The sequence below is a fragment of the Parageobacillus thermoglucosidasius genome, from assembly GCF_001295365.1.
GTDB lineage: Bacteria > Bacillota > Bacilli > Bacillales > Anoxybacillaceae > Parageobacillus > Parageobacillus thermoglucosidasius.
Genome location: NZ_CP012712.1, coordinates 1,017,270 through 1,031,796, shown reverse-complemented (window position 1 = coordinate 1,031,796; position 14,527 = coordinate 1,017,270). Strand labels below are relative to the sequence as shown.

General features: G+C 42.0%; 14 protein-coding genes and 2 pseudogenes. All 16 read right to left on the bottom strand.

Annotated features, from left to right (window positions below):
* Positions 1-300: 300 nt before the first annotated feature.
* The 16 genes and pseudogenes from AOT13_RS05090 to AOT13_RS05015 all read right to left on the bottom strand — a co-directional run bounded on the left by AOT13_RS05090 (position 301) and on the right by AOT13_RS05015 (position 13,878).
* The gene (locus tag AOT13_RS05090; protein WP_013401707.1) at positions 301-798 is read right to left on the bottom strand and encodes a hypothetical protein; all 498 of its coding nucleotides are present in this window, start codon (positions 796-798) and stop codon (positions 301-303) included.
* 15 nt (positions 799-813) lie between these two features.
* Positions 814-1,923 (bottom strand): annotated as a pseudogene (locus tag AOT13_RS05085) (pre-toxin TG domain-containing protein).
* Entirely contained in the window at positions 1,920-2,231 is a 312-nt protein-coding gene (locus AOT13_RS05080) for a hypothetical protein (protein WP_042383943.1), read from the bottom strand. Before AOT13_RS05080 ends, AOT13_RS05085 begins: the two are co-directional and overlap by 4 nt.
* Before the next feature lie 462 nt (positions 2,232-2,693).
* Entirely contained in the window at positions 2,694-3,896 is a 1,203-nt protein-coding gene (locus AOT13_RS05075; protein WP_042383946.1) for an acyl-CoA dehydrogenase family protein, read from the bottom strand.
* A gap of 19 nt (positions 3,897-3,915) precedes the next feature.
* Entirely contained in the window at positions 3,916-5,283 is a 1,368-nt protein-coding gene (locus tag AOT13_RS05070) for an LLM class flavin-dependent oxidoreductase (protein ID WP_376699827.1), read from the bottom strand.
* Positions 5,284-5,299: 16 nt separating this feature from the next.
* The gene (locus AOT13_RS05065; protein WP_003253206.1) at positions 5,300-6,151 is read right to left on the bottom strand and encodes a MetQ/NlpA family ABC transporter substrate-binding protein; all 852 of its coding nucleotides are present in this window, start codon (positions 6,149-6,151) and stop codon (positions 5,300-5,302) included.
* Between the two features lie 27 nt (positions 6,152-6,178).
* The gene (locus AOT13_RS05060) at positions 6,179-6,829 is read right to left on the bottom strand and encodes a methionine ABC transporter permease (protein ID WP_003253207.1); all 651 of its coding nucleotides are present in this window, start codon (positions 6,827-6,829) and stop codon (positions 6,179-6,181) included.
* Positions 6,819-7,850, bottom strand: a complete 1,032-nt coding sequence (locus tag AOT13_RS05055; RefSeq protein ID WP_013401711.1) for a methionine ABC transporter ATP-binding protein — start codon at positions 7,848-7,850, stop codon at positions 6,819-6,821. Before AOT13_RS05055 ends, AOT13_RS05060 begins: the two co-directional genes overlap by 11 nt.
* Before the next feature lie 15 nt (positions 7,851-7,865).
* The gene (locus AOT13_RS05050) at positions 7,866-8,717 is read right to left on the bottom strand and encodes a MetQ/NlpA family ABC transporter substrate-binding protein (protein ID WP_042383950.1); all 852 of its coding nucleotides are present in this window, start codon (positions 8,715-8,717) and stop codon (positions 7,866-7,868) included.
* 27 nt (positions 8,718-8,744) lie between these two features.
* Complete coding sequence (locus tag AOT13_RS05045) at positions 8,745-9,881, bottom strand: amidohydrolase (RefSeq protein WP_042383953.1); 1,137 nt, start codon at positions 9,879-9,881, stop codon at positions 8,745-8,747.
* Positions 9,868-10,407: a GNAT family N-acetyltransferase gene (locus AOT13_RS05040; RefSeq protein WP_013401713.1), complete on the bottom strand. Its 540-nt coding sequence runs from the start codon at positions 10,405-10,407 to the stop codon at positions 9,868-9,870. The genes AOT13_RS05045 and AOT13_RS05040 overlap by 14 nt, the downstream gene beginning before the upstream one ends.
* 22 nt (positions 10,408-10,429) lie before the next feature.
* Positions 10,430-11,190: pseudogene (locus tag AOT13_RS05035) on the bottom strand (amino acid ABC transporter ATP-binding protein).
* Positions 11,187-11,897: an amino acid ABC transporter permease gene (locus tag AOT13_RS05030; RefSeq protein ID WP_003253221.1), complete on the bottom strand. Its 711-nt coding sequence runs from the start codon at positions 11,895-11,897 to the stop codon at positions 11,187-11,189. Before AOT13_RS05030 ends, AOT13_RS05035 begins: the two are co-directional and overlap by 4 nt.
* Positions 11,898-11,923: 26 nt before the next feature.
* Positions 11,924-12,628, bottom strand: a complete 705-nt coding sequence (locus tag AOT13_RS05025; protein WP_003253224.1) for an amino acid ABC transporter permease — start codon at positions 12,626-12,628, stop codon at positions 11,924-11,926.
* 18 nt (positions 12,629-12,646) lie between these two features.
* Positions 12,647-13,477, bottom strand: coding sequence for an amino acid ABC transporter substrate-binding protein (locus AOT13_RS05020; RefSeq protein WP_013401715.1), 831 nt, complete (start codon positions 13,475-13,477; stop codon positions 12,647-12,649).
* A 134-nt stretch (positions 13,478-13,611) separates the two neighbouring features.
* Positions 13,612-13,878: a glutaredoxin family protein gene (locus tag AOT13_RS05015; RefSeq protein WP_173662695.1), complete on the bottom strand. Its 267-nt coding sequence runs from the start codon at positions 13,876-13,878 to the stop codon at positions 13,612-13,614.
* Positions 13,879-14,527 lie beyond the last annotated feature (649 nt).

The window sequence follows — 14,527 nt, the reverse complement described above, 5'->3', positions numbered from 1 at the left end:
CATCATATTATTCTTATTGTTCCATCAGGTCGTTTTTTGTATGTCGCCTGTACTAAATGTCCATTAGCTATTCTAACTCTAGAAGAAACAGATTTGTAAGGTATATTTGAAAAAGGAAACCCAAATAATATGCTAATTTACAACACTCCCTTCAGATTCCATGTTGCCATGGACACCCATGCGTTAAACTAACTGCTACTTTTGCCTTTGCAGTCTGGGCTGGGACTTTCCCCTATAGACCACACTCCATGGCTGACCATACTAGAAGAGCCTCAAGGAACTCCTTGAGGCTCAAAGGACTTAATCAAGTATTTTTTCTAACACTTTTTCCAAATTAAGCGCATTATCACTAAGTTCGATTAACATTGTATCCTCATCATCAGCAGGTTCGTAACCTATTATAACTTTAGGAATATTATATTTCATTTTTAATTTCACTAGATAATTAACTAACTTTTCAAACCTTGATTTAACTTCCTTTTTATCACCTATGAATATTTCGCTTTCTGGAAAGTTAAAAACGATATCTCCGCATTCCTCGTCGAAGGAAAAAACGATTACCACATTTTTTAATGTTATTCCCAATTGCAATTGTTCTAGAACAATATTGCCCGTTCCTTTTGGTGATAATATCTCTTTCATATTTTTCACTTGAGGAAATTCCATATCTTTTCCCGAATTAAAATCATAAAAATGTGATGACTTAATGTTTAAGGTAGATAATTTCAGTTCTTCATGAATTAGAGTTTCAATTTCCTCTTTCCTAAAATCCAATAATATAATCTCTAAGTTTTCCATTATCGCTAACCCCTTTTACTGGTCAATAAAGCCCTTAAAAGTTCCATCAAGATTTAAACGCACCCCACGTCCATCAGGAAGTTTTTTCTCAAGGAACTCTATCCCCCTAGAATTTTTTACTCTTTTAAATCCACCTGTTCCGTTCAATATTTCTTGGAGATGTTTTAATGCCATTTGATTTATTTGGGCAGGACCTCCTTTTACTTTCCCCCAAATATGTGGATTTCTTCCTGCATGTTTCTGTAAAGCATGACCTACTACCGTTTCTCCACCCTTTTTATGTGCAGTAGCTGTCTGTATTATTTTATTCTTATCTACCTTAACGAAATTATCAATACCTTTACTAACTACCTCATCCCCAGTTTTGCCAATTATGTTTATCGTCGTTTCTTTAACTTCTTTCTTGGCTTCGCTCATCCATACGCGAGATTCTGGGCCGATTCCTGCCAAGGCTGGCTGCGGTCCCTGTAGGACAGAGCCAACATTTTTGAGAAAGTTCTTCCATTGTTTTCTGAACGACCGGATCGTTTCGGTGATTGGTCCTTTGATGACTTGGTGATAAATCGTTTGGAAGAACGATTTGATTTTATCATAATGGAGGACGTTTTTCGTTTTTGAGATCCATTTCGAAACATCCGCTGCTATCCCGGCTGCTTTCGCTCCTTTGATTCCCACTTTGCCGGCGATCCCTGCCCCTTTGACCGGAGGAATAAACGAAGCCAGCAGCATTCCTCCCGCAACCAGGCATCCCCATCCGGATATCCGTTCTCCGGTGATTGGGTCGTATTCTCCAAACAATCGCTGCAAGTCATACTAGCCAAGAAGCTCCAAACCGAATTCTTTCATATTGTCGGCGAGCGTTTGGTCGGCTTGGCGCATTGCCGCGGCTGTTCGATACAGCAGTTCTTCCGCTTCATTTAGCTTTTCCTCATAACGGTCGAGCCAATGAATCAGCTCATCTCTGAGACTATCGATCGCAGCAGTGCTAATGCCGGGAATCTCCATGGCTAAAGAAGGCAGTGTCCAAGAAAGAGAGGTTCGCGCACGCCGGCAGGCGTCTTCTGCATCGGGGATATGCTTTGCTACCGTTTCCAACTCTTCTGGTTTGACTCGAATCGTCGTCATTGCCGTTCCTCTATCTTTCGACGAATTTGGGCGATTTCCCTGCTTATTTCATGAAGAAGACCGTCTGCCGTTGCATCCATCATTTGCCGCAAGTTCCCGGATATCGGCTCATGCGCTTTCCCCGGCTCTCCCTGCCAATGAGGGACATACTCGTCATTCACATGATAAAATGCACGAGCCCCATGCCGAAGCCGAAGTTCCCCGATTGTTTCTTCGACCTTCCTCTGATAAGACTTAAGATAATCCATCATCGTCTCGTAGCCCCTGCGTTTCACTTCTTGTTCGATCGATTCCGATAAAGACGCCACTTTGATTTTCTCCCCCCTATTTATACCTTCTATTTAAATGGTAATATAGGTAAAATAAGGATAAATCATGATATATTCCTGTTTTTCCAGATGACAACAGGGACTTTTTTCTTATCTATCATTCTGACATGCTAAACATATTAAAGTTCCTTGGAAAACAACCTGCTTACGGAATAAACTTTTTCATGTGTGGAACGATTACGGTGAAGAGAATGTTTTTCGCTGGAAGAAAACAATCCCTAGTTTTTTGGTTTCTCGCGCATATGGATGACCTAAAACATCATGAACATTTTTTGAAAATAAAATAAAGCTGGCTTGCCTATGCCGCCAGCTTTCATCCTATTTCAGTAAATGATAATTTTTACATTTATATAAGCGAAATCATTAAATTTATTGGTCATGTCTGATTTGCCTAAAAGCCAGTTCCGCTTCGATGGTCTGTCGTTTGTATGGAAGGCAGTTCTAAATAGTTTTTCCTTTTTTATTCTTCACTTTTGTCAGTGCAGAATCTGCTAATTGCTGAATCACCATATCGTCTTGAGGCGGATGGAACGGTCCACACTGAACGTCGCGAAAAAGGCGTTCTAATTTATGATTTTTTGATAATGCATGGCCTCCTGCAATGCGCATCGCGAGCTCAACAATGCGTATGGCATTGTTGCATATGAGATATTTCGCCATGCTAACTTCGTCCGAAAAACAATCTTTATGCTCTGGATTGTTTTCCCACTTCTCAGCAATCGCGTACAGCGTATACCGTGAAGACTTCAACAAAATTTCAATTTGCCCGATTTTATCGCGGATGTGCGGGATATCGGCAATGACCCCGCCAAAACTGCGAGAATATTTGGAAACAGCAAAATCAAGAATAAAATCTCTTGCAGCCCAAGCAATTCCCAGATAAACCGCCGGTACTTCCAGTGAATAAGCGCGGCTGTCTGCCACAAAACGGTTAATGTGGCTGTCATCCAAGCGTGATAGTAAGGCCTCTTCCGGAACAAAGACATCATTTAATTCGATATCATGGCTCCCTGTGCTTCTCATGCCAATCGTATTCCATGATTCTATTACCTTCACGTTTTCGTTCTTTGTAATTAAAAATTCTGCTACTTTATCTTCGTCTTCTAGATAAGCAGTAATAGTAAAATGATCGAGAATTGGCGCTAACGAAGCAAATGATTTCACTCCTGAGATCATATAACCGCCTGATGTGCGCTTTGCGATCGTTGAAGGAATGCCGCCTCTTGCCAAATTGCCGGTTTCTCTTTCGGAAGAAATGATATTCAGCATTTTTCCTTCTTTCACTGCTGCTGTGCAAAGCCGCGCAAACACTTCTTCCTTCCAAGGGCGGACGCTGCGCAAATTTAAAAAAGTAAGAAGATGCCAACCAACAGCAAGCGCAGTTGAACCATCCCCGCGCGCAAGCCTTTCCTGAACAAGCAATGTTTCGTACAAGGAAATCTCGTCTCCGCCATATTGTTTCGGTACTGTCAACTTTAAATAACCTTCTTGGCGCAATAAATCAAAATGTTCAAACGGGAATGCCCCGCTTTCATCGTATACATGGGCCGTTTCGGCAATTTGACTTGCCAGCGCTTCCGCATAACGAGCCAGCTTCTCTTCTCTTTCGTTCCTTATAAAGGGATCGAACTCTCTCACTGCCATGCTGTTCTCTCCCTTCTCGCTATTGGATGGCTAGTTTGGATTGTCTCGCCAGCGTATAGCGGTTTACAGGCTTCGGAAGCCCTAAATGGCCGCGCAACGTATCTCCTTCATATTCACGGCGGAATAAACCACGTTCTTGCAGAATTGGTACTACATGATGAACGAAATCTTCCAAATCTCGCGGATATAACGGCGCCTGAAGGATAAAACCGTCTGCCGCCTCCTCTGTAAACCATTTTTCCAATTCATCGGCAATCTTTTCTGGAGTTCCAATAAAGTTGTCACGTCTGCCGGCACCGATAAAAAGACGCGAATAAAGCTCGCCAACTGTCAAGTCTTCCGTGTCAATAATTCGTTTTATATCTTCATAATGGCTCTGAATTCCATTTATTTCTTCTGGAAGCTCCACTTCTTTTACCGGTGTATCAAGCGAGTATTTCGTGAAATCGACATTTCCCATATAGCCTGACAAGAATTTTAATGCTTGGTACGGGAGAACAAGCTTTTGTAGCTCTTCAAATTTTTGTTGGGCAATTTCTTCTGTTTCACCAACAATTGGCGAAATGCCGACTAAAATCGAAAGCTCATCTGGATGGCGCCCGTAGTCCGCCAGTTTGGATTTTAAGCTTTTGTAGAATTCTTTTGCTTTCTCTATATTATCGCGATGGGCAAAAACGACTTCTGCCGTTCTTGCAGCTAACCGCTGGCCTGGTTCTGACGATCCGGCCTGCACGATGACCGGATGTCCTTGTTTCGAACGGGCAATGTTAAGAGGGCCACGGACGGAGAAATACTGTCCTTTGTAATCAAGCGTATGGAGCTTTTCAGGATCAAAAAATACTCCTTTCTCCTTGTCAAAGACAAAGGCATCATCCTCCCAAGAATCCCACAGCCCTTGAACGACATCAACAAATTCTTCTGCTCGCCGGTAGCGCTCATCGTGTTTATAGTGCTCCGTTCTGCTAAAGTTAAGCGCCGTAGCGCCTGTCGCATCTCCTGTTGTAACGACATTCCAGCCAACACGCCCGTTACTAACATGGTCGACAGAGGCGAATTGCCGTGCCAGGATATACGGTTCTCCGTAAGAAGTTGAAGCTGTTGCAACGAGGCCAATTTTTGATGTTGCAGTCGCAATCGCTGTAATTAAAACAACCGGATCGAATCGGTTTAAAATGTTTGGATGGGAATCCTCGTTAATCGCCAGGCTATCTGGGAGAAACACCATATCAAATTTGCCTCGTTCGGCAATTTGCGCGAGTTTGATAAAGTGCTGAACATCTATACTTGCAGTCGGTTGGGCGTCCGGATGGCGCCACGAAGCGATATGCATCCCCGTTCCAATCAAGTAGGCAGCCAGCTTAATCTGCTTTTTCTTTGCCAATTTCATCCCCTCCAATAATGGATTAATTTTTATAAGCGTCTTTAAATGTTTTTAACTCTTCTAACGGAATAAACGTTGGAATGTAGTTTCCCTTATACGTTTTCTTAATGAAATTCGCCACTTCATCTGTTTGATAGATTTTGACCAGTTTCTTCAACTCAGGGCGATCGGCGTCTTCTTTCCGCGCCGCAATCACGTTGATATACGGTTTTGCAGTCGCGCTTTCATGAATAATGGCATCTTTTAAATACAATCCTGCTTCCACCGCTACACCGTTGTTAATAATAGATGCATCAACATCATCCATGACCCGCGGTGTAGCCGCCCCATCCACAGGAACAATCTCGATGTTTTTTGGATTTTCTTTGATTTTGTCCACTCCGCCGTTTCCATCGAAATTATCTACTACCTTGATTAGCTTTGCTTCTTGCAATAAAAGCAAGGCACGGCCCCAGTTCGTTGCATCATTTGGCACCGCGATTTTGGCATTTTTCGGTATCTCATCAAGAGACTTATATTTTTTGGAATAAAGGCCTAACGGTGCGATAATCGTCGTTCCAATCGGGACAATATCTGTACCGTTTTTTTCATTGAAACTCGTTAAATAGGCAATATGTTGAAACGCATTGACATCAATATCCCCTTCAGCCAGCACTTGATTGGGATCAACCGATGCGTTGAAAGTAACCAATTCAAGATCTAGTCCTTCTTTTTTTGCTTTCTCTTTAATAAATTCCCATGTCCGCAATTCCGAGCTGCGAATGCCAACTTTAATTTTTTTATCTTTCGCTTCACTCCCGGCTGTTTTTCCACATCCCGCCAAACTAAACACTAAAATAAAAGCAAGAATAGAGATAAATGCTTTTTTCACCATTTTCCCCACCTCTCTCATGAATGCTGACTACATTCTTCTGATTTTTCTCTCGATCAAATTCCCCAGCGATTGCACGCCCTGTACAAGCAAAACAAGAATCACGACCGTCACCACAATGGTGATGGTGCTGAAGCGCTGATAACCATACGTAATCGCCAAGTCACCTAAACCACCGCCACCAACGGCTCCTGCCATCGCCGTTACACCGATGAGACCAATCGTTGCTGTTGTGATGCTTAACACAATAGAAGGCAGCGCCTCTGGCAGAAGAAATCGAAAAATAATTTGCCATGGGGTAGCGCCCATCGCTTGTGCACTTTCAATAATTCCTTTATCCACTTCCAAGAGAGAATTTTCAATCAGGCGCGACATATATGGTCCAATGTGAAGCACAATCGGAACAATCGCTGCCGTTGTCCCAATCGCCGTACCGACAATCAATCTCGTAAACGGAATGATTGCAACAAGCAAAATAATGAACGGAATCGATCGCAAAATATTGACAATCGGATTTAAAACCGAGAAGATAAGCGTGTTCTCCAAGATATGACCTTTGCGGGTGACGACTAATAAAATGCCTAAAGGCAAACCGATTAGTGACCCAAATACGAGCGATACGCTAACCATATATAATGTTTCCCAGCACGCCTGCAAAATGAGTTCCACACTAACTTCCATTGCGCACCACCTCATTCACCAACACATTTTGCTGTACGATAAAATCATAGGCCCGGGCAATTTCTGCTTCTTCCCCCTGCAACTCAACAATCAAATTGCCAAAAGGAACTCCTTGCAACTCATTGATGCTGCCAAATAAAATGTTCACATCTACTGCGAACGATTTTGCAACTTGCGATAAAACCGGCTTGCCAGAGCTTTCTCCAATAAATTCCATATTGTAAATTTTGCTGAATTTACCGTTAGATTGCAAAATATTGAAAATACTTTGCGGAATCTCGTCTTTTAACACCGAACGAACAAAATTGCGCGCCGTTTCTGTTTTTGGTTTGGAAAAAATATCTAAAATCGTGCCTTCTTCGATAATCTCTCCGTTCTGCATAACGGCAACGCGATTACAAATTTGCTTAATCACTTCCATTTCGTGCGTTATAATCAAAATCGTCACGTCATATTCCTGGTTCACTCGTTTTAACAGCTGTAAAATCGACGTCGTTGTTTGCGGGTCAAGTGCCGAAGTCGGTTCATCACAAAGAAGAATCGATGGATTTGTCGCCAATGCCCGGGCAATGCCCACGCGCTGCTTTTGGCCGCCTGATAATTGATTTGGATAGCTGTTTGCCTTATCAGAAAGATCGACAAAACGCAGCAATTCGTTAACACGCTCTTCAATCACAGATTTTGGTGTTTTCCTAAGTTTAAGAGGCATCGCGACATTATCAAAAACGGTTTTGGATCTTAGTAAATTAAAATGCTGAAAAATCATTCCGATGTTTTTTTTCGCTTGACGCAGCTCTTTTTCCGATAGCTTTGACAAATCTTGGCCATCGACGAAAATTTGTCCGGAAGTCGGCTTTTCCAACAAATTAACCATCCGGAGTAATGTACTTTTCCCCGCTCCGCTAAAACCAATAACGCCGAAAATGTCTCCTTTCTCAATCGTCAAATTGATATTTTTTAACGCTTCGACCGTTCGTGTTTTGCTTTTAAAAATTTTAGAGACATTTCGAAACTCAATCACTTTACTCCCCCCGTCTTAAAATGCCGGAACAACAGCTCCATCATATTTATCTTCAATAAACTTCTTTACTTCTGGACTTGTTAATGCTTTTGCTAGCTTTTGGATCACATCTGAGTCCTTATTGTCTGGACGTGCTACTAAAATGTTGACATAAGGGGATTGATCTCCTTCAATAATAAGGGCATCTTTTTTCGGTTTAAGGCCAGCCTCTAAAGCATAGTTCGTATTGATTGCCGCAGCCTCGACATCATCCAGCGCACGTACTAGCAACGGACCATCAACGGGAATAAATTGAAGTTGTTTATCATTTTTCTTAATATCTTGTATCGTATAATTTTTACTTGTATTGATGCCGGAGGAAGGCTTATTAAGCTCAATAATGCCGTTGGCATCAAACAATTGCAAAGCGCGGGAAAAGTTAACAGGATCCTTTGGAATCGCAATTTTTGCACCTTTTGGAAGTTCATTAATCGATTTGATTTTTTTGGAATATACACCAAATGGCTCAATGTGAACACCGACAACTTTAACAAGATTTAATCCGCTATCTTTATTTGTCTGCTCTAAATACGGAGTATGCTGGAAATAATTAGCGTCCAACTCGCCATTTGCTGTCTGTTCATTCGTTTGAATGCCATCGTTAATGACGTTAATATCAAGCTCAATGCCTTCTTTCTCTAGCGTTGGTTTAATAAATTCAAGAATTTCCGCATGTGGTGTCGATGAAGCTCCAATCTTTAATGTTACTGTTTTCTCCCCGGTTTGGTCGTTTGCATCCTTTCCATTATCAGATGCTTCGTTTTTGCCGCAGCCTATTAAAATGCCAAATAAAACCGTGAATAAAGCCAATACATATAATTTCTTCATTGCCCCAAACACCCCGTTTCCGCTTCATTAAAAATGTTTTAACGCTTTTTTTGCCACTTCTGCTAAATAACGTGCGGCAATAGGCAAAGCCCGTTCATCCAACGTAAAAGCAGGATGATGCCATTCATGTGTTCCGGAAGTCCCGATAAACACAAACGAACCCGGAATTTTCTTTTGATAGGTAGCAAAATCCTCGCCCGCCATCGATGGCGTTGGCTCAACAACATTAAGTCCCAATTGCTCAGCCGTTTGGACAGATAGCTCAACAGCCTTTTCATCATTGAGGACAGGAGGTGGCCCCGGCATCCAGCGAAGGGTTGCTTGAGCACCGTAAGCATTGGCAACACCGGCAATGATTCGTTGAATCCACTTTGGAATCTTTTCCCTTGTTTCCTCAGAAAACGTTCGAACGGTTCCTTCTAAAAAAGCATTTCCTGGAATGACGTTCCACGTATTCCCTGCCGAAACGTGGGCAACACTGATGACCGCATGATCAAATGAACTTAATTGCCGGCTGACGATTGTTTGTAAAGCAATGACAATATGTGAGGCAACGACGATAGAATCAATGCCTGCATGGGGCGCCGCTGCGTGTGTTCCAATCCCTTCCACTTCAATGATAAAACGGTCAACGCTCGCCATTAATGGTCCGCTTTTAATACCGATTGTTCCAACCGGTAAATCCGGTTTATTATGCAAACCAAAAATCGCTTTCACTTTTTCCAAGTGACCAGCGGCAATGACTTTTTCCGCTCCCCCGCCAATCTCCTCAGATGGCTGAAAAATGAAGCGAACCGAACCATTTAACGCTTTCTCTTCTTCCTTTAGCAAATAAGCCGCACCAATTAAAGCGGCAGTGTGAAAATCGTGACCGCAGGCATGCATCTTTCCCGATATTTTCGAAGCGTAAGGCAAACCCGTTTCTTCTTGAATGGGAAGGGCATCGATATCAGCGCGCAAAGCAATGATTGGATCTTGCTTTTTCCCGCTTATTTGTGCTACCACTCCTGTCGGGAGACTCGTGTCTAAAATCGGAATGCCAGCTTGCTCTAAAAGTGAACGAATGGTTTGCGTTGTTTCGAACTCTTCACCCGACAATTCTGGATATTGATGAAAGTGGCGCCGGATCTCCATTAAGCGCACGTCCAAATCAGACTGACTCATAAACAGACACTTCCTTTTTAATATCAAACCGGTAGCATTTCACTAAAATATCATGGTTTTGAAAATCCTTTGACTCATCCCGCTTAAATCCGAGCCATTCATACAACTGTATCGCTTTTTGCATCTTATCGCTGGAATGCAAGTACAAGTGGGCTGCCCCTTTGGATTGCGCGTACCGAATACTTTCTTTCAACAGTTTTTGCGCAATGCCACGCCCTCTTGCCTTCGGATGAACAGCCAGCAGCCGCACAATCGGTGAAAAAATGTTTAGTTCCGGGCGGCCATATGCCTTCTCCGATGAGTCAAACAGTTGAAGGGTTCCGAGAATATCGTTGCCGCTCTTCGCCACCAAAATCCGATCGACATTCGGGTTATCAACAGATGCTGTAATATCCGCCAAATAATCAAACCACACATTCGGATCTTGATAATCCCGTTCATACTGCCGGTAACTGTCAATCAGAAGCTGCCGCACCGCTTCTTTATCTTCATCCAGCATATCATGTATCTGTACATGATCCGTCATGTGGCCATCCTTCCTTTCTTTTTTAATATGCTGTTTTCTGAATCCAATGGACAGGCAATCCCCCGGAAATTCTCTTTAAAAACTTGCGGGTCCGTTCTTCTCTCGGGTTTGTAAAAATCTCCATCGGCGTGCCTTTTTCAACGATTACTCCGCCATCCATAAACAACACTTGATCCGATACTTCGCGGGCAAACTGCATTTCATGTGTCACAATGAGCATTGTAATGCCTTCCTTGGCAATGTCTTTAATGACGGCCAATACTTCTCCGACAAGTTCAGGATCGAGTGCGGAAGTCGGCTCATCAAAAAGGATCACTTCCGGATTTAACGCAAGGGCACGCGCAATGCCGACACGCTGCTGCTGCCCTCCAGAAAGCTGGCTCGGGAAATAATTCAATTTATCGGACAATCCGACTCGTTCAAGCACCTGTTCGCTCCGTTGCCTTGCTTCCGCTTTTTTCATTTTTTTAATCCTTCCATTACATTTTCAAGCACTGTTTTATGAGCGAATAAATTATAATGCTGGAAAACCATAGCGGACTGTTTTCTTAATGCCATAATATCTTTTTTGTTCGCTTTTTTGGCTACAACTCTCACATCCCCTATTTGCACGACTCCTTCATCCGGTTTTTCGAGAAAATTTATGCATCGCAACAGAGTAGATTTTCCGGAGCCGCTTGGCCCGAGAATCGTGACAACCTTCCCTTTTTCAATCGTCAAATTGATTCCTTTTAACACTTCTTGATTTCGGAATGATTTTTTTATCCCCTGCAAATAAATCATCGGACTCCTCCTCTCATATAGGATGTGGCTCTTTTTTCCACCAATGACGACAACCCTTCAACAAGAATGGTGACCAGCCAATAAATGATGCCCGCTGCGATGTACGCTTCGAGAAACTTTAAGTTAGTAGAAGCAACAATATTGGCCGCTCCCGTCAGTTCTTTTTGAGAGACGAGGAAGGCAATGGATGATGTATGCAAAAAACCGACAAAAATGTTTGTAAAATTAGGAATAGATTGTGCCAGCGCCTGTGGAAGAATGATGCGCACCATCGTTTGAAACGTGTTCATCCCGACAGAATACGCCGCTTCCACTTGCCCTTTCGGAATACTTAAAATACCGGAGCGAATGACTTCCGATAAATACGCACCGGCACTTAATGAAAGAGCTGTCAGAACAAATGTGCTGATGGGAATAAGCTGTGTTTGCACGGAAATTCCCAATTTCGCAGCTACCGCATCGATAAGAAGCGGGAAACCAAAATAAATCAGCATAACATGCATAATAATCGGCGTTCCCCGTAAAAAAGAGACATACCCGTTCGCTATCGCCAACAGTCCTTTCACTTTATACACTCGGATCAACGCTACCACGAGTCCTATGAAAAATCCGACAAACAGCGGAATAAGTGTCAGCATCATTGTCACAGGCAATGCTTTTATAATTTCTTTGAACGCAGTCCACATAAATGGAATATCAATTGTCAAAGCTGTCCCTCCTTTCCAACGGCCCGTTAAGCAGAGGACACCACATCTGGTTTATACCGGTTCACTCTCTTTTCAAACAAGCGGAATAGTTTTTCGAGAACAAGAACAACAATGTAATAAATAATTGAAAGAGAAATATATACTTCCAGTGCATGGGCTGTTGAAGCAATCAATGTTTCTCCTCTCCCGACCATATCCATTACCCCAATGGTGAATGCTAAAGACGTATCCTTTAATGAACTTATGATGCAATTTGCCATATTTGGGAAAGCGATTCCGATGGCTTGAGGAATGATAATCCGGAAAAAGGTTTGTGAATCACTCATCCCGACAGAATACGCCGCTTCCGTCTGCCCATAGTCAATCGCCTGAATGGCGCCCCGAAATATTTCGGAAAAGACAGCGCCGTTACTGAGCGAGTATGTAATCATGACGAAATATAAAGGGTCCATTCTGGTCAGATCAATGTCAAACAACAGAAACAGCGCCGGAACACCGTAAAAAATCAAGAATAGTTGAATTAATATTGGAGTTCCGCGAATAAACGAAACATAGACAACCACCAGCTGCGATAATATCGGAATGCGGAAAAGCCGCGGAATAGCAGCGGCTATTCCGATAACGATTCCGAACACAGTAGAGACGGCCAGGATTTGCAGCGTAACTCCTAAATATTGGACAAGCTGTGGCAGAAATTCCCCGACTAGTGTGATATCAAATGCTTTGCCCAATCCTCGGTCACCTCCTTATTAAAATTCAACAGTATAATCCGCTCCAAGCCATTTTTTGCTTAATTCCCTGACAACACCTTCCTTTTTCAATTCAACAAGTGCTTCATCAATACGTTTTTGCAGCTTTGTTTCATCTTTGCGAAACAAGAAATACACCTTCGAATCCAAAAGCGTTTCGCCAACTACTTTTTGTTGCGCGTCAGCTGCCTTATTTAAGAAATCAACCGCAAATGGCGTTGAGATCGTTGCATCCGCGCGTCCCGTGCGGATTTGGTTGGTTACATCATCTGCTCCTTGACCAGCATACACAATATGAATGCCCGCATTATGTTCTTTATTGTATTTCTCCAGGAAAACAGCTGCGTTGCTTGTCGCGGTGACTATTACTTTTTTTCCTTTTAAATCCTTAATGGACTTAATATCGTTATTATCTTTGCGAACAACTACTTTCAGCGGGAAAATATTGTACGGCTCTTTGTTAAATAAGAATTTTGCTTTTCGCTCTTCATTCACTTCCATTTGATGGGCGATAAAATCAATTTTTTTGGTTTCAAGGCTTAGTAATAGATTAGAAAATTCCATTGTTTTAAATTCAAATTCATATTCAGGAAGCTTTTTATCAATTTCCCGGACAAGCTCTACATCATATCCAGTTAATTTTCCATTTTCATCAATGAAACATATATTTGGAAACTGTGTCCCGGTGCCGACAATGATTTTTTGCACTTTTTCTTTTGTGTCTTTGGAATTTGCTGTTGAAGTTGTAGAAGTTGCTCCTTCTTTTGACGAGCACGCTGCTAAAAAGAATGTCAATAGCAATACCACAATAAGACTGAGCTTTTTATTCATCCTCTTTCCTCCCAATTTTTACTCACAAACGAGTCCAGATTTTCAATAGTTCAGTTAGAATTTTCTGAAGAAAGACCATTTTTTATCTTCGTCTTTTATCTTCGTCCATACATACTGAATTGAATATAGTTCAGTTAATTTAACAGATAAGCGTTCAATGCTTTGGCAAGATGGCTGAGCCCGACTTTTGTCACCCCTTCGTATACATCCCCGCGGCCAATTTCAACAACTGGCACGTGCCGGATGCCGTATTTAACTTCCAAAATATCACGCAGTTCATCCCGATTCGTCACATCGATGGTTTGATAGTCTACCTGCTTTTCTTTTAAAAATTGTTTCACCTCTTCACAATAGTGACATCCTTCTTTGGACCAGACGACAACTGATAATGGTTTTGGCATCATAACTTCCTCCTTATTCATCCATCGCTTTTTGCAAATCGCCCTAAATAATGAAGCGCCTCTTCGCTCGGCGCAAAGTTCTGATTTGGAATCGTATTCCTTGGTTGCACCGCCGACCGGATGGTACAAATAAACATCTTGCCTTTGCTTCACATCTTCATAAAATGCTGAACCTGTTCATTTGTGAAAACAGTGCTGTCTCTTTCACATCCAGATATTGTACTTTGATTTAACAAACCAACTGATAACTCATATGCATTTCCCCTCCATTTTTATTCCTTGTTTATAGGTATGAATAATCGGTTTTATGTTTGTGATTTATCCTACCACCGGAAAAAGTGAAAAGGCAAGACTTCGAGTGATAGAAAGATTTATATAATTCATAAAAAAAATCTATCAATTCGTTTGAGTCATTGATATAATTACATTTTTTTATTTTTCAACTGATAGAAGAATGGTAGGGCATTCAAGGCCATTAATATGTTTCACCATCAAATGACCAGCATCGTTAATGCATATAAATAACAATCTTTAATTCCTTTGTTCTTTTTCTATCTCTATTTCTGATGCGGGTCACATTGATGAATCGCTGGCACATTACTAATTAGTTGATCAACATATCTGTCACAACAAAAAAAGGCTCAATCAT